The sequence below is a fragment of the Sphingopyxis sp. LK2115 genome, from assembly GCF_014595975.1.
In the GTDB taxonomy this organism is placed as follows: Bacteria; Pseudomonadota; Alphaproteobacteria; order Sphingomonadales; family Sphingomonadaceae; genus Sphingopyxis.
On sequence record NZ_JABWGQ010000002.1, the window covers coordinates 1 to 22,847 of the forward strand.

A 22,847-nucleotide genomic window follows, 5' to 3' on the forward strand; every position below is an offset into this window, starting at 1 on the left:
TGAATCAATCCGGCGGCCTTCCCGCAAGGCCGTTTATGAGTTTACGGCCTAATCTGACCGGCAAGCAATCGGTGCTCAGCTATTTGCTGAAACCCGTCTTGAAGGTCAGCAGGACGGCCTTGACCGAACGCTGATTAGCGAGCGTAAGGGCAAAGCTGTTGTGCGATACCGGAACGACGCGGCTGTCGGGTGGGGCTGTCGCGGTGCGATATCCGACGTCGGCCCGGTGCCGCCGCGTGTCGACCCCGCTATCCCGGCTGCGCGGCGATGTGCAGCAGCGCCTCGATGTCGAGATGGATCGCCAGCTCGGCGGCGATGTCGTCGAGCGCGGCGTCGACATCGGCGTCATGATCGCGTCCGTTCCCCGTGACGTTGATTCGTTCCAGCAGTGCGCTGCGCAGGTCGGGCGACGCGAGCAAGCCGTGGATATAGGTGCCGATCACATTGCCCGCGGCGTTGGTCGCCCCTTCGGCTCCGCCGCCCTCGATTCGCGCAAAGGGCCGTGCCGTGTCGGGGCCTGCCGTTTCGCCCATGTGCATTTCATAACCCGCGAACGGGCTGTTCCATGCGGTCCCGGACACCTGGCGGAGCGTCTTGGCGGGGGCCAGCGTCGTCGACACATCGAGCAGCCCCAGCCCGTCGACCGCCGACGGTGCGCCCTCGATCCCCAGCGGGTCGGCGATGCGCTTGCCCAGCATCTGATAGCCGCCGCAAAGGCCGAAGATCAGCCCGCCGCGCCTGTGATGCGCCTTGATATCGATATCCCATCCCTCGCGGCGAAGCGCGGCGAGGTCGGCGATCGTCGCCTTTGATCCCGGCAGGACGATGATCGCCGCGTCCGCGGGAATCGGCTGCCCCGGCGGCACCATCACCAGTGCGACGCCGGGTTCCTGCTTCAACGGGTCGAGATCGTCGAAATTGGCGATGCGCGGCAGGATCGGGCAGGCGACGATGCGGCGGCCCTCGTTCGCGCGCGCGCGGCGTTCGAGGATCACCGCATCCTCGCTCGGCAAGCGCGCCGCCGCAGCGAGCCAGGGGACGATCCCCAGCCCCGGCCAGCCGGCACGTTCGGCAATCGCGCGATAGCCATCGTCGAACAGCGCGGGGTCGCCGCGGAACTTGTTGATGATGAAGCCCTTGATCATCGCCGCATCGTCCGCGTCGATCACCGCGCGGGTGCCGACGATCGCTGCAATCACGCCGCCACGGTCGATGTCGCCGACAAGCACGACCGGAACATCGGCGGCGCGGGCAAAGCCCATGTTGGCGATGTCGCCCGCGCGCAGGTTGATTTCGGCGGGCGACCCCGCGCCTTCGATCACGACGATGTCGCACTCGCTGCGCAGCCGGTCATAGCTTTCGAGCACTTCGGCCATCAGCGTGCCGCGCCCTTCGCGAAAATTGCCGCTGTCCAATGTGCCGCGCACGCGGCCGTGGACGATCAGCTGCGAGGTGCGGTCGGCCTGCGGTTTCAGCAGCACCGGGTTCATGTCGCTGTGCGGCGCCGTGCGGCAGGCGAGGGCTTGCAGCGCCTGCGCGCGGCCGATCTCGCCGCCGTCGATGGTGACCGCGGCATTGTTCGACATATTCTGCGGCTTGAACGGGCGCACGCGGAGGCCGCGGTTGACGAGTGCGCGACAGAGGCCGGCGACGAGCACCGACTTGCCGACGTCGGAGCCGGTGCCTTGCAGCATCAGCGCGGCCATGGAATGCCCCTGTCGGACTGGTCGGTCAGAACAGGCCGGGCAGTTCGCGTTGCGCCGCGCTGGGCCGGTCGGGCACGAGCATTTCGGGCTCGACGCTCATCCGCGCGCCGCTGCTTCGCGCCGCCGCGCCGACGCTCGCCTCGGCGATACGCGTCGTGCAGGCGTTGCCCGCAAGGAAGTCGATCGCGGTGCGGACCGACGCCTCGCGCGGGTCGCCCAGCGGAAAATTGAGGTCGTCGCCCGCAGCACAGCTGTTGGCGATTTTCGGCGCCAGCCCGTCGTAATAGTCGCTTTGGCCCGCCGCATTGCCCGTTGCAAAGGCGACGACGCGCATCCGGTCGTCGCATTCGGCGCGGTCGAGCGCGATCTGGCCGACCGGCTTGCCAAAGGTGTTGCTGCCAACGAGCGTCATGTTGGTGCCGAGATAGGGCAGCATCGAATTGATCACCAGCTCGCTCGCCGATGCGGTCGATCTTGTGCCGATGAAGGCGATGCGCGTCGGGGCGATCGACTGGCTGCCGGGCGCGAAGCGATGCTCGTCATTCTCCGCCGATTTGCTGGCGCGGAACAGCGTCTGCGAGAAAATCTGGCCGCTGCGCCCGGCGCCCAGCAGGTCGCCCATCAGATTGGCGGTGGAGACGAGGCCGCCGCCATTATAGCGAAAGTCGATGACGATGTCGGTGACGCCCTGCGCGCGGAAATCGGCAAAGGCGGTGCGCAGCTGGTCGTTGGCCGAGCCGATGAAGGTGCGGAGGTTGAGATAGCCGTAATTGCGCCCGCCCTCGCTGATGATCTTGGCGCCATAGCGGTCGGACACGGGATCGAGTGCATAATCGGCCTTGGTCACCGTCACGTCGCGCGTGCCCGCGGCGTCGGCGATGCGCAGCACGCGCGTGACGCCGGGGTCATTGGGGCCGAGCGCGCTGGTGATGCCCGCGGTCCCCTCCGTAGCGACAATCTCGGCTATGGTGCGCAGATTGCTGCTGGTCGTGCCGATCGCGATGATGGCCGTGCCGCGGTCGATTCCCGCGGCGAAGGCGGGGGCGCTTTCATAGGCCTCGGCGATCAGCAGGCGCTGGTTCGCGGCGTCATAGACCAGTCGAACGCCGAAACCCGCGCTCGATCCGCTCGAAAAAAAGGCGTTCTCCTCGGCGATCGAGGTGATGTAGGTGAAGAAGCGATCCTTGTTCAGCGCGCGCGCGGGCGCGACGAGCGCGTCGATATAGGATTGGACGTCGCTGAAGCTGGCGGGATTGACCCCCGCCGCGACGTCGCCGGGGAACAGATACCATTCGTCGATCACCGCCCTGGCAAAGTTCTGCCGCGCGGCGAGCGCACAATTCGCGGTCGGCGTTGGTGTTGGCGTTGGCGTGACCGTCACCGGCCCGCCGCTGCCGAGGCTCGAACTGCCACCCCCGCCGCCGCACGACGCCAGCAGCAGCGCCGCCAGTGTCACCGCGGCGAGCGATTGCCTGGATTCCATCATCTTCCCGTCTCCCGGCTTCGACCCCAATGCCTGTTTACAGGGGGTTATGCCGCATCACCGCGCCCCTTGAAACCCTGTGCGATCACATAAAGTTCGGGCGATCCCTTGCGGCTCGCTGGCGGTTTGGCGTGCTTGACCGTTGCGAAGTGCTGTTTGAGCAGCGTCAGCAGTTCACGGTCGGCGCCTCCCGCAAACACCTTGGCGACAAAGGCGCCGCCGGGCAGCAGATTCTGCACGGCGAAATCGGCGGCGGTTTCGGCCAGGCCGATCGTGCGCAGGTGATCGGTCTGCGGATGGCCGACGGTGTTCGCCGCCATGTCCGAAATGACAAGGTCGGGAGCGCTGCCGAGCGCGGCGATCAGGGCATCGGGCGCCGCGTCGTCCATAAAATCCATTTCGAGGATCGCGACCCCCTCGATCGGCTCGCACGGCAACAGGTCGATCCCTGCGACGCGCGCGCGCGGGTTCGTCTTGCGCACGACCTGCGACCAGCCGCCCGGCGTAATCCCAAGATCGACGACCGCGCGCGATTTTTTGAGGAAACCGAACTTGTCGTCGAGTTCAATCAGCTTATAGGCCGCGCGCGATCGATAGCCTTCGGCCTGTGCGCGGCGGACATAGGGATCGTTGAGCTGCCGTTGCAGCCAGCGCGTAGACGAAACGCTGCGCCTTTTCGCGGTTTTGACCCGCACATGCAGGCCGCCGCGGCCGCCGCCGCTCTTGCCGCGCGCGCCGCTCATTTGCGATACTCGCGGCGGGTTACGGGAATGTCGCGCCCCTGCATCGCCAGCGTGCGCAAAATGCCTTCGCGGATGCCGCGGTCGGCGACGCCGACGCGCGCCGCCGGCCACAGGTCGATGATGCTTTCAAGGATCGCGCATCCCGCGACGACCAGGTCGGCGCGCTCGCGGCCAATGCACGCGATCTCGGCGCGGTCCGCGATGCTGGCCTCGGCGAGGCGGCGGCTGATCGCGCGCATCGCGTCGCTGGGCACGACAAGGCCATCGACCGCGCGGCGGTCGTATCGCGGCAGGTTCAGGAACACGCTGGCCAGCGTCGTCACCGTCCCGCTGGTGCCGAGCAGGCGCAGCGGTTGACCGGCAAAGGCCCCGGCGCGGTCGGCAAAGGCGGCAAAGGCCTGGCGCGTCACGTCGCGCATGTGGGCATAGGCCGCCCGGCGTCCCTCCATGCTGTCGTCGGGGAGCGGCGCATGTTCGGTCAGCGATACAACGCCCCACGGCACGCTGATCCAGTCGCGAATCTGGACGTCATGGTCCGACACCTCGACGCGCATCAGCTCGGTTGAGCCGCCGCCGATATCGAAGATCAGCGCGGGTCCGTCGCCGGGTTCCATCAGGTTATGGCAACCGAGAACGGCGAGCCGGGCCTCTTCGGCGGCGGAGATGATGTCGAGCACGATCCCCGTTTCGCGGCGGACGCGCTCGGCCAGCTCGGCGCCGTTGCTCGCGCGGCGGCATGCTTCGGTCGCGACGGCGCGCGACAGCGAGACGTGGCGTCGGCGCAGCTTGTCGGCACAGATCGCCAGCGCCGCGACGGTGCGGTCCATCGCGGCTTCGCTGATCCGTCCGCTGTTGTGCAATCCTTCGCCAAGGCGGACGATGCGCGAAAAGGCGTCGATGACGACCAGCTCGCCGTCCTGCGGCCGGGCGATGAGCAGGCGGCAGTTGTTGGTGCCAAGATCGATTGCGGCATAGCTGCGCGGCCGCACGATCGGAATCGGTCGCCGGGGGGCGTTCGCCTTGTTCCGTCCTTTTGCCGCCGACCCGGGCCGCGGCGGTCGCCCTGATGGCGCTGCCATTTGCCGCATGGCTAGTATAACCTGTTCTGCTCACGCGCCCGCAGAACCGCGGGCGTGCACTTGCCGGCAAACCTAGGCGCGCACCGGGCCAATGGCAAGCGTCTCCTCCGGGGCGCCGCAGACAGTCAAAACCCCGCCCGGCGCGGGGCCGGGGCGGGGCAAGGGAGGGACCAAATTATTGGAGGTCGGGACTGCCTCTTGTGCGGCAGCCGTCATTCCCCGTCAGCGGCGGCAGCCGTCATTGCCTTTGTCGATTGCGCGGCCCGCGATGGCGCCAACGGCGCCGCCGATGATCGTGCCGACGGCCTTGTCGCCGCGGCCGGCGATTTCATGGCCGGCAAGGCCGCCCGCGATCGCGCCGATGATCGTGCCGCCGGTGCCCTTGTCGCACTGACGATAATAACGGCGGTCGCCCCGATAATAACGGCGGTCGTGGCGATAGTCGCGGCGGTCGTAGCGGCGATAGTCGCGGTGGTCATAACGGCGGTCGTCGCGGTCATAGCCGCTGTAATAGCTCGAATAGCCGTCGCGGTCGTAATAGCCGTTCTGCGCCGCGGCCGGCGTCGCCACGCCCAGCGTCACGGTGGACATCAGGGCGGCGATCGAGAGGGTCACCATCTTTTGCATCGTTATACTCCTGCTTTCGCGTTTGGCCCTTGGGGGCAGTGGTCGATGAAAGAGCTTGTGCCCGATTCGCATTGAGCGAAGCCTGAACGCGGCGGTCGGCTGGCGTTCAGCTTCGTCGTCGCGAAAGCCTTTCCTTTCGCGGCCCGGCGGCCTACGCCCCCGGCGATGCGCCGTCTGTTTGCCGCTGTCCTTGTTTTCGCTGTGCTTGGTCCGATGCCCGGCACGGCCGTGCGCTTTGCCGATGTCGACCTGTCGCAACGCGCCGTGGCGCGCCCGCTCGGCTTCGCTGCCGAAACCGCAGGGCCGATGCGCTTTGTGCGCGGCTGGCGCCTCGATAGTCCGAACAGCCGCTTTGGCGGGTTTTCCGCGCTGGCGCGGACGGGGCCGGGCCGCTTCCTGCTGGTCGGCGACAATGGCTATTGGACGCGCCTGACATTCGATTCCGGCGGCGCGGTGTCGTCGGCGCGGATCGACGCGCTTCCCACAATCGACGGCCGCCCGGCGCGCAAGACGATGGCCGATGTCGAGGCGCTGGCCGTCGATCAGGCAGGCGGCACCGTCTGGCTCGCGCTGGAGGGGGTCAATCAGGTCTGGCGGCTCGATGCCGGGCTTGCGCGAATCGAATCGCGGCGCCGTCTGCCGCGCTGGCCCAGGAATCGCGGGGCCGAGGCAATGGTTCGGCTTGGCGACGGGCGGACGATTCTTTTTTCCGAAGATGCCGACGACGATCCGCGCGGGCGCGAGGCGCTGCTCTATTCGGACGATCCGGCGGTGCCGGGAATGCCGCCGGTGCGATTCTTCTATGACGCCGCCGGACGCGGTCTTGTCAGCGACGCGGCGCCGCTGCCCGACGGGCGCGTCCTGCTCGTCCACCGGCGGCTCGGTTTCGATCCCGTCTTCACGACGATCATTTCCGTCCTCGATCCCGCCGACATCGCGCGCGACGCCGTCGTGCGTTCGCGGACGATCGGGCGTGTGCCGCGACCACTGGCCGAAAATTACGAAGGCGCGGCGGTGTCGGTCGAGCGCGGCCGCACCTGGCTTTGGCTCGTCTCCGACGATAATTTCAACGTCTGGCAGCGCAGCCTGCTGCTCCAGTTCGAACTCGGCGACCTGCCGCCTCGAAAAGCGCCACGCAGCAAAAAGGCCGCGCGGTGATCCGGCGGCCCCTTTGCGTCAGCAAGGCGGAAGCGTTCAAGCGGCCTTTTCGGCCAGCTTTTTCGCGACTTCCTTTTTGAGCTTGCGCGCATTTGCCGACAGCTGGTCGTCGCCGGCCTTCAGCAGCCAGTTGTCGAGGCCGCCATTATGTTCGACCGAACGCAGGCCGTGCGTCGACACGCGCAGCTTCACGCCCTTGCCCAGCGCGTCCGAGATCAGCGTCACATTCTGCAGATTGGGCAGGAAGGTCCGCTTGGTCTTGTTGTTGGCGTGGCTGACATTGTGGCCAATCTGGCGGCCCTTGCCGGTCAGTTCGCAAATACGCGACATCGTTCTCGTCCTCACAAAATCTGGGCGGCGTGCCGGTGGGCGCCCGAAAGCGCCACAGGGACCGGTTGGGCCGGGAAAGGCGCGCGCTTATCGGCTTGCAGGGGATTCGTCAAGCGATTAGCGGGGAAGCCATGGCGCAATTCCCGCTTCCCGAACCGATGCGCCGCGCGCTCGAACTCGCCCGCATCGCCGCCGAATGGGGCGAAGTGCCCGTCGGCGCGGTGATCGTCAAGGATGGCGCGATCGTCGCCGAAGGTCACAACCGCCCGCGCGAATCGCACGATCCCACCGCGCACGCCGAAATCGTCGCGCTGCGCATGGCGGCGGCAAAGCTGGGGACCGAGCGGCTGGGCGGCTGCGATCTTTATGTTACGCTCGAACCTTGCGCGATGTGCGCCGGTGCGATCGCGCATGCACGGATCGCGCGGCTCTATTATGGCGCCGACGATCCGAAGGGCGGTGCGGTCGTGCACGGCCCGCGCCTGTTTGCGCAACCGACGGTGCACCATCGACCGGAGATTTACGACGGGATCGGCGAAGCCGAAGCGGCGGCGCTGCTCCGCGATTTTTTCGCCGCGCGACGCTGATTGCGGTCGGCGTCCGTTTTGGGGTGGGCAGCGGACGCAGCGGCCGTTCAGGCCCCTCGCCTTCAGGGTAGGGCCTTTTCCGGGTTATGGCCGATTCCGGCCGAAACCCGCCGTTGCAACAGGGCGCGGCTTCACCCGCCCAGCATCTCTTCGACCCATTCGGGCACCAGCCAGGTCGCGGGACCGTGGCGCGCCTCGTCGAACCAGTGGCTGCCCTGGCTTGGTTCCATGTTCAGTTCGAGCGTGCGCGCGCCTGCCGCGCGTGCCTCGCGGACGAAGCCCGCGGCGGGATAGACCGCGCCCGACGTGCCGATCGACACGAACAGGTCGGCGCGATGGATGGCATAATAAATCTCGTCCATCCGGTAGGGCATCTCGCCGAACCAGACGACGTCGGGGCGCAGCAGTCCCGCCACGCCGCACGCGGGGCAGGACGGCCGGTCGAGCAGCGGCGCGGTCCACGGGCTGCGCGTGTCGCAGCCGGTGCACCAGGCGTTCAGATGTTCGCCGTGCATGTGGACGAGCCGCCGCGCGCCCGCGCGTTCGTGCAGATCATCGACATTCTGGGTGACGATCAGCAATTCGCCCGGCCATTCGGCATCGAGCCGCGCAAGCGCATGGTGCGCGGCATTGGGTTCTTTGGTCTGGATCGCCGCGCGACGCATGTCGTAAAAGCGCAGCACCAGATCGGGGTCGCGCGCGAAGGCTTCGGGCGTGGCGACATCTTCGACGCGGTGCTGTTCCCACAGTCCGCCCGCGTCGCGAAACGTGTCGATGCCGCTTTCGGCCGAAACGCCGGCGCCGGTCAGGATGACGATATTCTGGATGGGGGGCACGCTGACTCCGTTCGTCCTGAGCTTGTCGAAGGACCGTTCTTCCTTCAAAGCGGCGGTTTAGCAAGGACGGCCCTTCGACAGGCTCAGGGCAAGCGGGGGTTTTGGCTTATGACCAGCATCGGCATCATCGGCAGCCAGGGACGCATGGGCGTTGCGCTCGCCGCGGCGATTTCCGAAGCGGGGCAGCGCAGCTGCGGCGTCGACAGGGGCGGCAGTGTCGCGAAGCTCGCCGCAAGCGCCGACGTGCTCGTCGATTTCTCCTCGCCCGCGGCGCTCGAAGCGACGCTCGACGCCTGCGTTGCGGCCGCCAAGCCGATCGTGATCGGCACGACCGGGCTGGAGGAACGCCACCATTATCTGATCGACGACGCCGCGCGCGACATTGCCGTGCTCCAGACAGGCAACACCTCGCTCGGCGTCACCCTGCTCGCGCATCTGGTGCGCGAGGCGGCGGCGCGGCTCGACCCCGAATATGACATCGAAATTGTCGAGATGCACCACCGGGGCAAGGTCGACGCACCGAGCGGCACCGCGCTGCTGCTGGGCGAAGCCGCCGCCGCGGGCCGCGGGATCAACCTTGCCACCTGTTCCGAACGCGGCCGCGACGGCGTCACCGGCGCGCGCGGGCATGGCAAGATCGGCTTCGCCAGCTTGCGCGGCGGGACCGTCGCGGGCGATCATGACGTGATCTTTGCGGGGCCGGAGGAAATGATCACCCTGTCGCACCGCGCCGAAAACCGCATGATCTTTGCCCGCGGCGCGGTGAAGGCGGCGTTGTGGTTGATCCATCAGAAGGCGGGGCGCTACACGATGTCGCAGGTGCTGGGGTTGTCCGACCGGGCGGCCGCACCGGCATGATGAACAACAAGGGCCTTCACGCCCTTCTGATCGGCTTTGTCGCGGCCGTCATCTGCCTGATCCAGGCCTTTTTTGCGATGGGTGCAGGTCATGGATGGAATGCGCCGTTCCGGATCAGCCTGATCGGCTTTTTTGTCTTCCCTTTCGCTTTCTGGGCCGTGCGGTCGCCGCGCAAACGGCAAAGCCGGTTGCTCTATGGCGTCCTTCTGGCGCTGGCGCTCGCCAGCGACTTTCAGCTTTATCGGATGACCGATGCGGAGGGCTGGCAATATGTCCATCGGGCCGCGCCGTTCAGTTTCCTCTGGCTCGTGATCTGGTCGTTATGGCAGCTTGCCGTCCTGTTCGCATTTATGGCCTCGTTTCGGAAACGCACGTCATGAAAAAGGCCGATATTTTCGAGTTTTACCGCCGCCTTGCCGCGTTCAACCCCAGCCCCGAAACCGAGCTGCAGTTCGGCAACACCTATCAATTGCTTGTCGCGGTCGTGCTGTCGGCGCAGGCGACCGACGTGGGCGTGAACAAGGCGACGCGCAAGCTGTTCGAGGCGGTCAAGACGCCGCAGGCGATGGTCGACCTCGGCGAAGACGGGCTGAAGCAGCATATCAAGACGATCGGGCTGTTCAACGCGAAGGCGAAGAATGTCATTGCGCTGAGCGAAATGCTGATCCGGGACCATGGCGGCGAAGTGCCTGCCGACCGCGATACGCTCACCTTGCTTCCCGGCGTCGGGCGCAAAACCGCCAATGTCGTGATGAACTGCGCCTTCGGGGCGGAAACCTTTGCGGTCGATACGCACATCTTCCGCGTCGGCAACCGCACCGGGCTGGCGCCGGGGAAAACGCCGCTGGCGGTCGAAAAAAGGCTGGAGAAGGACACGCCCGCGCCCTTCCGCGTCGGCGCGCACCACTGGCTGATCCTCCACGGCCGCTATATCTGCAAGGCGCGCACCCCCGAATGCTGGCGCTGTCCGGTCGCCGACCTTTGCCGATACAGACCCAAGACCGCGGCGCCGAAAGCAAAGGGCGGGGCGAACGGGACGAAAAACTGACGCCCAGTGACGTGGGCGCCTGTCCCCGCCGGGGTCGTTTCATCCCATGGCAGTTTTCGTCGTTTCGGGCGGTGTGACCTCGCTTTGCGCAAAAAAATGGGCGCGGGAGTGACCTCCCGCGCCCCGATTCGCGAACGCCGACAGGGTTAGAAACTGACCCTCGCGCCGACGCGGATCCCGTACAGCGATACGCGGCTGGTGAGCACCTCATTCGGAGCCAGAACATTGCTGTACTGATACTGGGTGCAGTTGGTGCCGCTGGTCGCCGAACAGGTTACGCGGACGAGTGCCGCGTTATAGGGGAAGGAAACCTGGCGAAGCGAACCCCAGTCGCTGTCGATCAGGTTCAGCACATTCTCCACATCGGCAAAGAGCTTGAACTTGGCGTTACCGACAAAGGCAGGGATTTCCTGACTGATGTGCAGGTCGACCTTGAAGAAGTCAGGCGAAGTCTGGCTGTTCTTCTTCACGATGCGACCGCGGTATTTTTCGAGGCCAAGTTCGGAAATAAGCGCGTTGAATGCGGTCTCGCTGGCCGCCGAGTCAAAGCGGACTTTCGGGTCGCCGCCCGCGGTCGGCACATATAGCAGCATGTTGCCAAGATTGCCCACGGTTCCGAATACCGCGCCGCGACCGCCGCTGTTGTCCAGCATGGTGACGCTGTACGGACGGCCCGAACGATATTCGCCGAACAGGCTGATGCGCGTTTCATTATCGCCGAAGAAGTTGCGTTTGAAGTCGATCCCGCCCTTCCACTGGTGGGTATATTCATAGATCGAACGGCCATAGGCGGCGCGATTGGGATCGACAAAGGCGTTATTGCCATAATTCGACGAGGCGGTCGACGAGGTCAACGCGCCTTCATCCTTCACGTTCGAATAGGTGTAGCTACCGTCGATCGACAGGCCGAAGTCGAACGCCTTGGAGAAGCGCGCCGTCGCGAAATAGGCGCGGCCGCGTTCGCTGTTGGTCAGTTGAAGGTCGCGATTGGTCGTTGCGACACCACCGAACGGACCGTAGCGGGTGCGCCCGTCGGGCAACGTACCGATCGGCACCGACCGCAGGTCGGTCCACGTATAGCCATAGATATTCTTGTCGTAGAGGAACTGGCCACCGATGAACCAGCCGTCGGCGATTTCATAATCGGCCTGCAGCGACGCTTTCCACTTGCGCGCAAGCTTGAGCTCTGGATCGATATTGTCGGTCGGCGCCAGCGCGAGCGATCCGGTATTGCGCGCCAGGAAATTGCCGACACTCGCCGGAATCGTCCCGTCGTCGATCCCGTTCAGCGCATCGCAGGTTGCCGAAGCGGCGCAGTTGGAGCGGTTGATATCGACCAGATTGGTCAGCAGACCGGTATTCGAGAAACTGTTCGACAGGAACACGTCGGGCGTGCCGCCCGAAAAGATCCCGACGCCGCCGCGGACGATCAGCTTGTCGGTGGCCTGCCAGTTGAAGCCGAAGCGTGGCTGGATCACGTCCCGGCCGTTGAACGTCTCGCGGTTGTGGAAGCCGTACCGCGCAAGAAAGTTCGGGTTGAGCGGCGGCTTGGCATCGTTGCCGAACAGGTCATAGCGTATCCCGAACGACAGCGTCAGGTCGGGCGTCACCTGCCAGTCGTCCTGAATGCCGAGGGTATAGTTCTGCGTGCCGAAACTGGCCGCGGCATCGTTCGGATCCAGACTGGGGACCGCATTTGCATAGCGAAGGCGGTTGGCGTTGCCAGCGGCAAAATCGGCGAGGCTGTCGAAGTAGAAGTCGCCAAGCGAGCGCTGCAGGAACAGGTTGAACACGCTGACATCGGTATAGCCGGCCATGAAACGCAGCGCGTGATCGCCTGCGTCGACACGGGCCGTGAAATCGAACGACAGATTTTCGGTGTTCAGATCGTTCGAATGACGGCTCACGTCCGGACCAAAAAACAGGCGCGTGCCGTTGCAGCTGGTGGCCGAACCGCTCGATGTGGCATCGGTGCAGACTTCCATCTGCGGGAAGTCGCGACCGCCGAATGGCGTCTGATCGCGATTATAGTCGCGATACGAGGCGCGGAAGGTCGTCGAAAACTGGTCCGACCAGGTCGAGTTCAGTTCGAAGATGCCGGTGTTGACCTCTTCTGCCAGCTCGTAGCCGTTCGACTGAAAGCCGAGCGCGAACGGCGAGGTCAGGAAAGTGTTTTGCTGGAACTGTTGCGTGCCGACGTTGCGAATATAGGTCAACGAGGCGCGCTGCGTGTCGCTGATGTTCCAGTCGAGTTTGCCGATGATCTTCTCGTCTTCCTCGACCGCGTTAGGCGACAGGCCGAGCGTGTCGTAGCCATAGCGCGACTGGGCAATGCTGCTGACCTGATCGATCACGGCCTGCGTCAGACCCGGCACCTGGTTGGCGAAGCCGGGGCCGAAACCGTCGTCGAACGGGTCGGTTTCCTCTGTCTTTTCATAGGCGAACATGAAGAACAATTTGTCCTTGATGATCGGGCCGCTGATGTTGGCGCCATATTGCTTGCTGTCGAAATCCAGCGAAACGTCGCGCCCGCGGGTGCGGGAACCGGTCAGGCTGTCATCGGTATAGGTGAAGAAAGCGCCGCCGCGGAACTTGTTGCCGCCCGACCGCAGCACGACGTTGACCGCACCGCCCTGAAAATCGCCCTCCGCAATGTCGAAGGGCGCCACCTTGACCGAAAACTGCTCGATGGCATCGAAGGGAACCGGGCCGCGCGACGTCGGCAAGCCGCCATTGTTAAGCCCGAAATCATCGCTGAACTGCACACCGTCGACCGAAAAGCGGTTGAGGCGCCCGTTGTTGCCGGCGACCTCGATCGTGCGCGCGTTGGTCAGGTCCATGGTGACCAGCGGATCGCGTCGGGCAAGGTCCCGGATATCGCGGTTGACCGAAGCGACACCTTCGATCGCTTCCCGGTTCAGAGCCGTGATCGGGCCGTTGGACTGTTCAACAGCGCCGCCGACCGACGAGGCCGTTACAACGATTGCGGTGTCTTCGAGCATGACCGGCAGGCGGAAGGGCTGGCCAGCCTGCAGGAACAGGTCCGTAATGCGGGCCGAATCATAGCCGTCGGCGCTCACTTCCACCGTGAACGGACCGCCAACGCGCAGACCGTTGGCGCTGAAATTGCCGTCGCCGTCCGTGGTGGTGCGGGCGACCGTCCCCGATGGAGCATGGGTGACCGTTACGGTAGCGCCCGAAACCGGGCCGCTGGACGATTCAACGGTGCCGCGAACCGACGAACTGGTTTCCTGCGCCTGTGCCGGCGCGGCGACGACGGTCGCGGCGCTGATGGCCATCAGGCTCGCAGCGATCGAATAACGAAGTTTCATGTCAGGATGTCCCCTTTTGATGCGATCGGCAGGCGCACGACAAGGGGCGCGCCAGAACCTGCGAGCGCCCCTGAAGCCCGCATGTGGCACGATTGTGACAGCAATTGTGACAGTGCAAGCGGCGAGCGGCGCGCGCGTCACGCGGACGTTAAAAAACCGCCGATTTTCGTCGCGCGCGCGATCTTATCCACAGGTGCGGATGCGTTTTTCGCGGCAACTGTTGCTGCGATGCAACATAATGGTCGCACGCATTCGGTCGCGCAACAGGATGGTCGCGTGGATGCGGCCGCGCGCGAATCGGTTCAGGCGGCGTCGCCTGCCGCTTCCTTCGCCTTGTCGGCATAGACGCGCACCGGATCCTTGCGACCCTCGACGACATCCTTGTCGACGACGATCTCGACGACATCGGTGAGGTCGGGCAGGTCGAACATGGTGTCGAGCAGGATCGCCTCGACGATCGAGCGCAGCCCGCGCGCGCCGGTCTTGCGTTCGATCGCCTTTTTGGCGACCGCGACCAGCGCATCGTCGGTAAAGGTCAGCGCAACCTCCTCCAGGTCGAACAGCTTCTTATACTGTTTGACCAGCGCATTCTTGGGCTCGCCCAGAATCTTGACCAGCGCGTCGACGTCGAGATCCTCGAGCGTCGCGATAACCGGCAGCCGGCCGACGAATTCGGGGATCAGGCCGAACTTCAGCAGATCCTCCGGCTCGATCTGCTTGAGAACCTCGCCCGCGCGGCGCTCGTCGGGACCGGCGACATGCGCGCCAAAGCCGATCGACTTGCCCTGCAGGCGGTCGCCGATGATCTTTTCGAGGCCGGCAAAGGCGCCGCCCGCGATGAACAGGATGTTGGTCGTGTCGACCTGCAGGAACTCCTGCTGCGGATGCTTGCGCCCGCCCTGCGGCGGCACGCTCGCGGTCGTGCCCTCCATCAGCTTCAAGAGCGCCTGCTGCACGCCTTCGCCCGACACGTCGCGGGTGATCGAGGGATTTTCGGCCTTGCGGCTGATCTTGTCGATTTCGTCGATATAGACGATGCCGCGCTGCGCCTTTTCGACATTATAGTCGGACGATTGCAGCAGCTTGAGGATGATATTCTCGACATCCTCGCCGACATAGCCCGCCTCGGTCAGCGTCGTCGCATCGGCCATGGTGAAAGGCACGTCGAGGAAACGTGCGAGCGTCTGCGCGAGCAATGTCTTGCCGCTGCCGGTCGGGCCGACCAGCAGGATGTTCGACTTGGCAAGCTCGACATCCTCGCCGCGGCCGCTGTTCGCCAGCCGCTTGTAATGATTGTGGACCGCGACCGACAGGACGCGCTTCGCCTTGTTCTGGCCGATCACATAGGCGTCGAGATGCTGGCAGATTTCGAGCGGCGTCGGCACCGCGCCATCCTTGCGCGCGGCGACCCCGCCCTTGATCTCTTCGCGGATGATGTCGTTGCACAGCTCGACGCATTCGTCGCAGATGAACACGGTCGGCCCGGCAATCAGCTTGCGGACTTCATGCTGCGACTTGCCGCAGAAGGAGCAGTAAAGAGTGCTCTTGCTGTCCGAGCCGCTCAATTTCGTCATAAATCATCCCTTGGCGGGCGCCAGAAGGGCGCTGCCATCCTTATCCTAGCCCCCGGCCACCCAATTACAATATGGCAATTGGGTGACATGGCCGCAATGTCCCGCCTGGCCTCAATTCGCCAAGCGGGCGTCAACAAACGCGGTTAAACCTTTGCCTGATACCCGCCGGCCAGTGCCGCCAAGCGGCAAGTCAAGGCGTCGGGCCTTCGCTCACATCCCTCGGCGCGTCGTCGCCGGGCAGGGCGGGGCGGCGGTCGTAGACATGGTCGACAATGCCGAACTCCTTTGCCTCGTCGGCTTCGAGGAAGGTGTCGCGGTCCATCGCCTTCTCAATGTCTTTCAGGGACTTGCCGGTATATTTGACGTAAAGGTCGTTCATCCGCTTGCGGATGCGCAGGATTTCCTTGGCCTGGATTTCGATGTCCGATGCCATGCCGCGTGCGCCGCCCGACGGCTGGTGGACCATCACGCGCGCGTTGGTTAGCGCGACGCGCATTCCCGGTTCGCCCGCGGCGAGCAGGAAACTGCCCATCGACGCCGCCTGGCCGATGCAGACGGTGCCGACGCGCGGGCGGATATATTGCATCGTGTCGTGAATCGCCATGCCCGCCGTAACGACGCCGCCCGGCGAGTTGATATACATATAGATGTCCTTCTTCGGATTTTCCGATTCGAGGAACAAGAGCTGGGCGACGATCAGCGAGGCCATCTGGTCCTCGACCTCGCCCGTCACAAAGACGATCCGTTCGCGCAGCAGGCGCGAGAAAATGTCGAAGCTGCGTTCGCCGCGGCTCGTCTGCTCGACGACGACGGGAACAAGGGCGGCGAGCGGGTCGATCATGCGAATGAATCCTTGTCGATTATCGGGTTGCCCGGCCGAGGACCGGCGGGCTGCCCCTCCGGCGCCCTACATCGGCGTCAGGCGGGGTTGTTTCAAGGGGGCAAAAAAAGGGGCGGGATGTCCCGCCCCGGCATGGTGTCGGTTCGCGGCGATCAGTCGCCTTCGCCGGGTTCGGGCGAAAAATATTTCTCGAACTTGCCTTCGACCCCCTTATATTCGTCGGCGTCGGCGGGGCTGTCCTTCTTGACCGTGATGTTCGGCCATTCGGCGCTGAACTTGCTGTTCACTTCCAGCCATTTTTCCAGCCCGCTTTCGGTGTCGGGCAGGATTGCCTCGGCGGGGCATTCGGGTTCGCACACGCCGCAGTCGATGCATTCATTGGGGTTGATGACGAGCATATTCTCGCCCTCATAGAAACAGTCGACGGGGCACACCTCGACACAGTCCATATATTTGCACCGCACGCAGGCATCGGTGACGACATAGGTCATGGGCTTCCGGCTCCCTCAAGTGACGCCAAACGGTCGGTCACACACTCATATCGGCTCGCCTCTATGCCGCTGAAAGGCGGTGCGTCAACGCTAAGCGACAGTTGCGAATCACTCTCACTGGTTAGCGCGCCCCGCCACCCCGGCGTGCAAAGCATTTTCATCATCGCCGATAGCCGTCGGCCCGGCATTGCCGGCGAGCCGGACGTAGCAGCTCTGCGCTTCGGTCGCCGGGCCGCGGCGCAGCGGCAGCGAGACGAGGCGGATCACCTCGATCCGTTCGCCGAACGGCAGCACGAGCGTTGCGCCCGCATGGACGGCGCACGACGAACGCGAGACGCGGCGCCCATTTAGCCGGATATGCCCCGTGGCGACCATCGCCTGCGCGACGCTGCGCGAGCGCGCGAACCGCAGGAACCACAGCAGCTTGTCGAGCCGGATGCTGCCTGCGGCGCCGGGGCTGGCCATCCGTGCGTCAGTCCTTGCGCGCGTCGGCGAGCAGCGCGGCGAGGCCCGCGAAGGGGCTGTTGGGCGACGGCCCGCGCCGGTCGGGCCGGTCGCGCCGCAGCGGGTGCGGGGCGTCGGGCCGGGGCTGGCCGGGCTTGCCGCGTTTCGCCTTCGCCGCCTTGGCCGGCGCCCGCCTTGCGTCGCCGTTGACAGCGGCTTGCGGCGGGGAATCGGCACCGCCCTGCCGCTGCTTGCGGCGGGGCCGCTTGTCGGCAGCCTTGCGCAGCCCCGACCAGCGCCAGCGGTGCAAGGCGGGTTCCCCGACGCTGCGGAAACCGAAACTGCCGAGCAGCGCGCGGCGCGTGTCTTCGTCGAGCCCGAGCGAGGTGGCAAGCGCAGGATCGATCACGAAGCCGGGCGGCGGCGCGCCGAGTGTGTCTTCGCCGACCTCGTCGTGATGATGGTCGCCGCCGCCAATCGGCGCGGTTGGCGGCGCCGCCGCCTGCATCCGTGCGGCGTGGGCCTGCCGCGCGAGCTTTTCGGCCATGTCGATCCGCAGCCAGCCAGACGCGCAGCGGCGAAACCCCGCGGTGGTCAGCCCGGCCTGGCTGCCGTTCTTCTGGAGCACCGCGCCGTGCGGCGGCAGCGGCGGGATCGCGCTTCCCTGCTGCGCCGCGATCAGCGCCGCCCGCCAGCGCACCGCCTCGGGTTTGAGCAGCTGCGGGTGAAAAATGTCGAGCGAACCGATGGTGAGACCCAGCTTGCGCAGCAGCGGCCGTTCGTCGGCGGTCAGTGCATTGAGCTGTTCCTCGACTACCGCGCGGACGATCGTGCCGCTGTTGTCGGTGAGCGCGGCGAGCAGCGCGCGAACGCGCGGCGGCGTGAACAGGTCGCCCGCCGCCTCGCCCATCGCGGCAAGCGGCGCGGCGTGGCGCGCGAGCTGGCTGGCGACAAAGCGCTGAAGCCGATCGGCCATCGCCTGCACTTGTGCGGGTTCGAGCCGGCGCAGCGATGGATCGAGCTGGATCGTCGGCTGCACCAGCGTCGGCCCGCGGGTGAGCGTGGCGATGATATGGCCGTGCCAGGCGAGGCGCGGCGCGCTTCCCGCTTCGGCGACGAGCGACAGCGCGGCGTCGTCGCCTTCGGCCAGCGCGACGGCGCGGCGCGCCAGTTCGCCGCGCAAATGCTTTTCGGCCGCGGCGAGCAGCATCCGGTGATCGCTCGCCTTGGCTATCGGATCGACCTTGAACTGAAAGCCGTTGAGCGTCCCGATCGCCTCGCCATCGACCGCGACCGTGCCGTCGGCGCCGACCGCGACGGGCAGGCTGTTGCCGCGCTGCCCCGCGTCGCGCAGCAGCAGCGCAAGGCGCCGGTCGACAAAGCGCTGCGCGAGCGCGGAATGCAACGCGTCGGAAAGGCGCGATTCGAGCGCCTGCGTCGCCTCGGCCCAGCCTGCGCCGCCCGCGATCCAGTCGCCGCGCTGCGCGATAAAGCAAAGCGTGCGCACCGCCGCGATGCGGCTTGCGAGCTGGTCGATATCGCCCTCGACATCGTCGAGCCGTGCAAGCCGCCGCGCGAACCAGTCGGGGTCGATCATCCCGTCGCCGCTGGTGCGCCATTGCCACAGCCTGAACACGGTGCGGCTGTGATGCTCGGCGCCCAATTGCTCGAAATCGGGCAGGCCGCACACATCCCACAGGCGCTGAACGGCGTCGAAGTCGCTCCCGCGCGCGCGCACCTCCATGTCGCCGGCGAGATGTTTGAGCACGGCAAGGTCAACCGCTTCGGGCGCTGCACGCAGTCCTGGCAGCGCCGGTGGCTGTGCCAGGTCGGCGAGCAGCTGGTCAAGCGAGCCGAAGCGCGGATTGGGCTCGCGCCAGAACAGGCTCGGCACCGGAGGGAAATGATGCCCCTCGATCGCCGCGACTTCTTCGGGGGTAAAGCCGCCCTGCGGCAGTCCGACCGTGCCGAAGCTGCCGTCCTGCTGGTGACGCCCTGCGCGGCCCGCGATCTGGGCCATTTCGGCGACCGTCAGGCGGCGCAGGCGGCGGCCGTCGAACTTCTGCAGGCTGGCAAAGGCGACATGGCGGACGTCGAGGTTCAGCCCCATGCCGATCGCGTCGGTGGCGACGAGATAATCGACCTCGCCCGACTCGAACATCGCAACCTGGGCGTTGCGGGTGCGCGGCGAAAGCGCGCCCATGACGACGGCGGCGCCGCCCGAAAAGCGGCGCAGCATCTCGGCGATCGCATAGACTTCTTCGGCCGAGAAAGCGACGATCGCCGATCGCTTGGGAAGTCGCGACAGCTTTGATGATCCGGCATAGCTCAGGGTCGAAAAGCGCGGCCGGGTGATGATTTCGGCTTCCGGGACCAGATTGCGGACCAGGCCGCGAATGCTCGCCGATCCGAGGATCATCGTTTCCTCGCGCCCGCGCGCGCGCAGCAACCGGTCGGTAAAGACGTGCCCGCGTTCCGGATCGGCGCCAAGCTGCGCTTCGTCGATGCCGACGAAGGCGACATCGCGCTCGATCGGCAGGGCTTCCATGGTGCCGAGCAGATAGCGCGCCTGCGCCGGCATGATCCGTTCCTCGCCGGTGACCAGCGCGACTTCGGCGGCGCCCTTGATCGCCACGACGCGATCATAGACCTCGCGCGCCAGCAATCGCAGCGGAAAGCCAATCATGCCGCTCGCATGGGCGGTCAGGCGCTCGACCGCCAAATGGGTTTTGCCGGTGTTGGTGGGGCCAAGGACAGCCTTGACCGGCTGGGAGAAAGAGGGCGTCATTGTCTTGGGGCCAAGCTGGCATGGGCGGGCACGACGCGCAACAGGGGATCGACGGGTTGCGGCGATGGCGGGCATTTTTCACGATCGCGGGGGCAAAGGCCCGGCATATGCCCGCATCATATCGCGGCGGCGGACCGGTCCGTCGCAACGCGGGACGTTGTTCGACCCATTAAATTGACTTTAACGACCTTTCTTTACACACGGTCCTTCGATACTATCTTTCGGCAGCCGGTGCGAAGGGGGGCTGCCGGGCGGGGGTTGTTTCTTGTTCCAGCGTCACGAACCCATCGCGGGGATGTCCGGCAATGCGGCCGCCCTGACGATGTCGCAGGCGATCCCGCTGCGGCGCGCGGCGGCCGATTCGCCCGACCGGCCGAGCTGGCGCGACCGTCTGGCGCAGCTCGACCTTGTCCCTGACCTTGGCAGCAACATCGGGTCGGCCGAATGGTGGCGCGGACTGGCCACGCTCACCCTGCTTTGCGGAACCGCAATAGCGACCTTTCCGGGCGTCCGCCCGCTGACGGTGACGACCACCCCGGCGCTTGACGCCGCCGATTTCAACGAAGCGCGCGGCCAGATGATCGTCCCGCTGGCCTTCGGGGGCGATACGGGGCGCCACATGGCGGCGACCGACGCGGTCCGCCCGCTGACCCAGACCCCCGAACGGCCGCAGATCGAGCTCACCGCCACGCTGGGCCGCGGCGACAGTTTCGCGCGCGTGCTCGAACGTTCGGGCGTCGGCGGCGCCGAGGCACAGGCGATCGCCGACAAGGTGTCGGGGGCGGTGCCGCTGACCGACATCGCGCCGGGAACGCGCATCGACCTGATCCTCGGCCGCCGCGCGGCGCGCACCATGCCGCGCCCGGTCGACGCGCTGGCCATGCGCGCGCGATTCGACCTGCGCATCGAAATGGAGCGGGTCGGCGGTCAATTGGTGCTGCGATCGATCCCGATCGCGGTCGATGCGACGCCGCTGCGTGTTCGCGGGCGGGTCGGCGACAGCCTTTACCGCTCGGCGCGCGCCGCGGGGGCGCCGCCGCAAGCGATTCAGTCCTATCTGCGCGTCATCGGCCAGCAGATTTCGGTCGGCAGCGACATTCAGGCAAGCGACGAATATGACATCATCGTCGAGCACCGCCGTGCCGAAACGGGCGAAAGCGAAACCGGCAAGCTGCTTTATGCAGGGTTGATCCGCGGCGGCAGGCCCAAGGTTTCGATGCTCGAATGGCGGGCGGGCGGGCGGTCGCAATGGTTCGAGGCATCGGGCGTGGGGCAACAGCGTGGCGGCATGGCACGACCCACCAACGGCCGGATCACATCGACCTTCGGGATGCGGCGTCACCCGATCCTCGGCTATCGGCGGATGCACAGCGGCATAGATTTTGCCGGTGGCTATGGCGCGCCCATTTATGCCGTGACCGATGGCGTCGTGACGATGGCGGGGCGCAACGGCGGTTATGGCAATTATGTCCGGCTCAACCACGGCAATGGCCTTGGCACCGGCTATGGTCACATGAGCCGCGTCGCGGTGCGGCCGGGCCAGCGCGTCAGCCGCGGCCAGGTGATCGGCTATATCGGCTCGACCGGCCTGTCGACCGGTCCGCACCTTCATTATGAGCTGTATCGCAACGGCCGCGCGGTCAATCCGTCGTCGGTGACCTTCGTGACCCGTGCCTTGCTCGAAGGAAAGGAACTCGCCGCCTTCCGCGCGCGCATCCGCGAACTCACCGCGATCGCACCGGGCGCCGCGCTGACCCCGATCGCGCCGAAACAGGTCGAGCGGCCGAAGCTCGGCAGCCTCGCCGATGTCGCGTCGAAGCGGGCGGGCGGGGGGATATAAAGCCCCTCCCCTTCAGGGTAGGGTGCCTTGGTCGCTCCATTATCCATTTGCCCCGCGCCCGCTCCCGGCTATGCACCCGGCATGACCCACGCCGCATTCCCCGACCTGCGACTGCGCCGCACGCGTCGCACTGCCTGGAGCCGCGCGATGGTGCGCGAAACGCATCTGTCGCCGGCGAACCTCATCTGGCCGCTGTTCGTGTGCGACGGCGCCGACGCCCAGGAGCCGGTCGCGAGCCTGCCCGGCGTGTCGCGCTGGTCGGTCGACCGGCTGGTCGATCGTGCAAGGGAGGCCGCGGCCGCGGGCATTCCGTGCCTCGCGCTCTTTCCCTATACCCAGCCCGACCGACGCAGCGAGAATGGTGACGAGGCGCTCAATCCCGACAATCTCATGTGCCGCGCGACCGCGGCGATCAAGGATGCGCTCGGCGACGACATCGGGGTGCTCACCGACGTCGCGCTCGACCCCTATACCAGCCATGGGCAGGATGGGCTGGTCGATACGACGGGCTATGTGCTCAACGACGAAACGGTCGAAGTGCTTGTCGGGCAGGCGCTGAACCAGGCGCGCGCGGGCGCCGACATCATCGCGCCCAGCGACATGATGGACGGCCGTATCGGCGCGATCCGCGAGGCGCTGGAGGCCGAAGGTTTCGCTCATGTCCAGATCATGAGCTATGCCGCCAAATATGCCTCGGCCTTCTATGGCCCGTTCCGCGATGCCGTCGGCTCGCGCGGGCTTTTGACGGGCGACAAGAAGTCATACCAGATGGACCCCGCGAACAGCGAGGAGGCGCTGCGCGAGGTGGCGCAGGATCTGGCCGAAGGCGCCGACAGCGTGATGGTCAAGCCCGGCCTGCCCTATCTCGACATCATACGGTCGGTGAAGGAGCATTTCGCGGTGCCGGTCTATGCCTATCAGGTGTCGGGCGAATATGCGATGATCGAGGCCGCGGCCGCCGCGGGCGCGGGCGATCGCGATGCGCTGGTGCTCGAAACCCTGCTGGCTTTCCGCCGCGCCGGGGCGTCGGGGGTGCTCAGCTATCATGCGCTCCATGCGGCGCGGCTGATCGGCGCCTGATA

Annotated in this window: 20 protein-coding genes; 7 read left to right on the forward strand and 13 right to left on the reverse strand. The window is 66.1% G+C overall.

Going from position 1 to position 22,847, the window contains the following annotated elements:
* Positions 1–248: 248 nt before the first annotated feature.
* From HUW43_RS00015 to HUW43_RS00035, 5 genes are all read right to left on the reverse strand, one after another.
* Positions 249–1,706, reverse strand: a complete 1,458-nt coding sequence (locus HUW43_RS00015; RefSeq protein ID WP_188235551.1) for a cobyric acid synthase — start codon at positions 1,704–1,706, stop codon at positions 249–251.
* Positions 1,707–1,731: 25 nt separating this feature from the next.
* Positions 1,732–3,192: a S41 family peptidase gene (locus tag HUW43_RS00020; protein WP_188235552.1), complete on the reverse strand. Its 1,461-nt coding sequence runs from the start codon at positions 3,190–3,192 to the stop codon at positions 1,732–1,734.
* Positions 3,193–3,236: 44 nt separating this feature from the next.
* Complete coding sequence (locus HUW43_RS00025) at positions 3,237–3,932, reverse strand: RlmE family RNA methyltransferase (RefSeq protein WP_188235553.1); 696 nt, start codon at positions 3,930–3,932, stop codon at positions 3,237–3,239.
* Positions 3,929–5,020, reverse strand: coding sequence for a Ppx/GppA phosphatase family protein (locus tag HUW43_RS00030; protein WP_188235554.1), 1,092 nt, complete (start codon positions 5,018–5,020; stop codon positions 3,929–3,931). Before HUW43_RS00030 ends, HUW43_RS00025 begins: the two co-directional genes overlap by 4 nt.
* 213 nt (positions 5,021–5,233) lie before the next feature.
* Positions 5,234–5,638, reverse strand: coding sequence for a glycine zipper 2TM domain-containing protein (locus HUW43_RS00035; RefSeq protein ID WP_188235555.1), 405 nt, complete (start codon positions 5,636–5,638; stop codon positions 5,234–5,236).
* A gap of 213 nt (positions 5,639–5,851) precedes the next feature.
* Here HUW43_RS00035 and HUW43_RS00040 point away from each other — a divergent pair, with 213 nt between their 5' ends.
* Entirely contained in the window at positions 5,852–6,796 is a 945-nt protein-coding gene (locus tag HUW43_RS00040; protein ID WP_223181146.1) for an esterase-like activity of phytase family protein, read from the forward strand.
* Positions 6,797–6,832: 36 nt separating this feature from the next.
* On the opposite strand, the gene rpmB is transcribed toward HUW43_RS00040, so the two are convergent.
* The gene (rpmB, locus tag HUW43_RS00045; protein ID WP_188235557.1) at positions 6,833–7,126 is read right to left on the reverse strand and encodes a 50S ribosomal protein L28; all 294 of its coding nucleotides are present in this window, start codon (positions 7,124–7,126) and stop codon (positions 6,833–6,835) included.
* A gap of 131 nt (positions 7,127–7,257) precedes the next feature.
* Here rpmB and tadA point away from each other — a divergent pair, with 131 nt between their 5' ends.
* Positions 7,258–7,713 carry a tRNA adenosine(34) deaminase TadA gene (gene tadA, locus HUW43_RS00050; RefSeq protein ID WP_188235558.1) on the forward strand — a complete coding sequence of 152 codons (456 nt, stop codon included), beginning with the start codon at positions 7,258–7,260 and terminating at the stop codon, positions 7,711–7,713.
* Positions 7,714–7,844: 131 nt separating this feature from the next.
* Here tadA and HUW43_RS00055 read toward each other — a convergent pair whose 3' ends face one another.
* A complete protein-coding gene (locus HUW43_RS00055; RefSeq protein WP_188235559.1) occupies positions 7,845–8,549 on the reverse strand; it encodes an NAD-dependent deacylase in 705 nt (234 codons plus the stop codon).
* A gap of 108 nt (positions 8,550–8,657) precedes the next feature.
* On the opposite strand from HUW43_RS00055, the gene dapB reads away from it, so the two are divergent.
* From dapB to nth, 3 genes are read left to right on the forward strand one after another with little or no spacing between them, the layout of a single operon-like run.
* Positions 8,658–9,407 (forward strand): 4-hydroxy-tetrahydrodipicolinate reductase, encoded by a 750-nt coding sequence (gene dapB / locus HUW43_RS00060; RefSeq protein WP_188235560.1) that lies wholly within the window; start codon positions 8,658–8,660, stop codon positions 9,405–9,407.
* Positions 9,404–9,787, forward strand: a complete 384-nt coding sequence (locus HUW43_RS00065; protein ID WP_188235561.1) for a hypothetical protein — start codon at positions 9,404–9,406, stop codon at positions 9,785–9,787. Before dapB ends, HUW43_RS00065 begins: the two co-directional genes overlap by 4 nt.
* A complete protein-coding gene (nth, locus tag HUW43_RS00070; protein WP_188235562.1) occupies positions 9,784–10,455 on the forward strand; it encodes an endonuclease III in 672 nt (223 codons plus the stop codon). The genes HUW43_RS00065 and nth overlap by 4 nt, the downstream gene beginning before the upstream one ends.
* Positions 10,456–10,601: 146 nt before the next feature.
* Here the strand turns inward: nth and HUW43_RS00075 are convergent, their stop codons facing one another.
* The 6 genes from HUW43_RS00075 to HUW43_RS00100 form a co-directional block, all read right to left on the reverse strand.
* Positions 10,602–13,787, reverse strand: coding sequence for a TonB-dependent receptor (locus tag HUW43_RS00075; protein ID WP_188235563.1), 3,186 nt, complete (start codon positions 13,785–13,787; stop codon positions 10,602–10,604).
* Positions 13,788–14,089: 302 nt separating this feature from the next.
* Positions 14,090–15,361 (reverse strand): ATP-dependent Clp protease ATP-binding subunit ClpX, encoded by a 1,272-nt coding sequence (gene clpX / locus HUW43_RS00080; RefSeq protein WP_011543013.1) that lies wholly within the window; start codon positions 15,359–15,361, stop codon positions 14,090–14,092.
* Between the two features lie 190 nt (positions 15,362–15,551).
* Positions 15,552–16,202 (reverse strand): ATP-dependent Clp endopeptidase proteolytic subunit ClpP, encoded by a 651-nt coding sequence (clpP, locus tag HUW43_RS00085; protein WP_188235564.1) that lies wholly within the window; start codon positions 16,200–16,202, stop codon positions 15,552–15,554.
* Positions 16,203–16,354: 152 nt separating this feature from the next.
* On the reverse strand, positions 16,355–16,693 hold the full coding sequence (fdxA, locus tag HUW43_RS00090) for a ferredoxin FdxA (RefSeq protein WP_188235565.1): 339 nt from the start codon (positions 16,691–16,693) through the stop codon (positions 16,355–16,357).
* A gap of 114 nt (positions 16,694–16,807) precedes the next feature.
* Positions 16,808–17,158, reverse strand: a complete 351-nt coding sequence (locus HUW43_RS00095) for an RNA-binding S4 domain-containing protein (protein ID WP_188235566.1) — start codon at positions 17,156–17,158, stop codon at positions 16,808–16,810.
* A gap of 7 nt (positions 17,159–17,165) precedes the next feature.
* On the reverse strand, positions 17,166–19,925 hold the full coding sequence (locus HUW43_RS00100) for a helicase-related protein (RefSeq protein ID WP_188235567.1): 2,760 nt from the start codon (positions 19,923–19,925) through the stop codon (positions 17,166–17,168).
* 295 nt (positions 19,926–20,220) lie between these two features.
* On the opposite strand from HUW43_RS00100, the gene HUW43_RS00105 reads away from it, so the two are divergent.
* Together HUW43_RS00105 and hemB are read left to right on the forward strand one after the other, a co-directional pair.
* The gene (locus HUW43_RS00105) at positions 20,221–21,765 is read left to right on the forward strand and encodes a M23 family metallopeptidase (RefSeq protein WP_188235568.1); all 1,545 of its coding nucleotides are present in this window, start codon (positions 20,221–20,223) and stop codon (positions 21,763–21,765) included.
* An 81-nt stretch (positions 21,766–21,846) separates the two neighbouring features.
* The gene (gene hemB / locus HUW43_RS00110; protein ID WP_188235569.1) at positions 21,847–22,845 is read left to right on the forward strand and encodes a porphobilinogen synthase; all 999 of its coding nucleotides are present in this window, start codon (positions 21,847–21,849) and stop codon (positions 22,843–22,845) included.
* Positions 22,846–22,847: the final 2 nt, after the last annotated feature.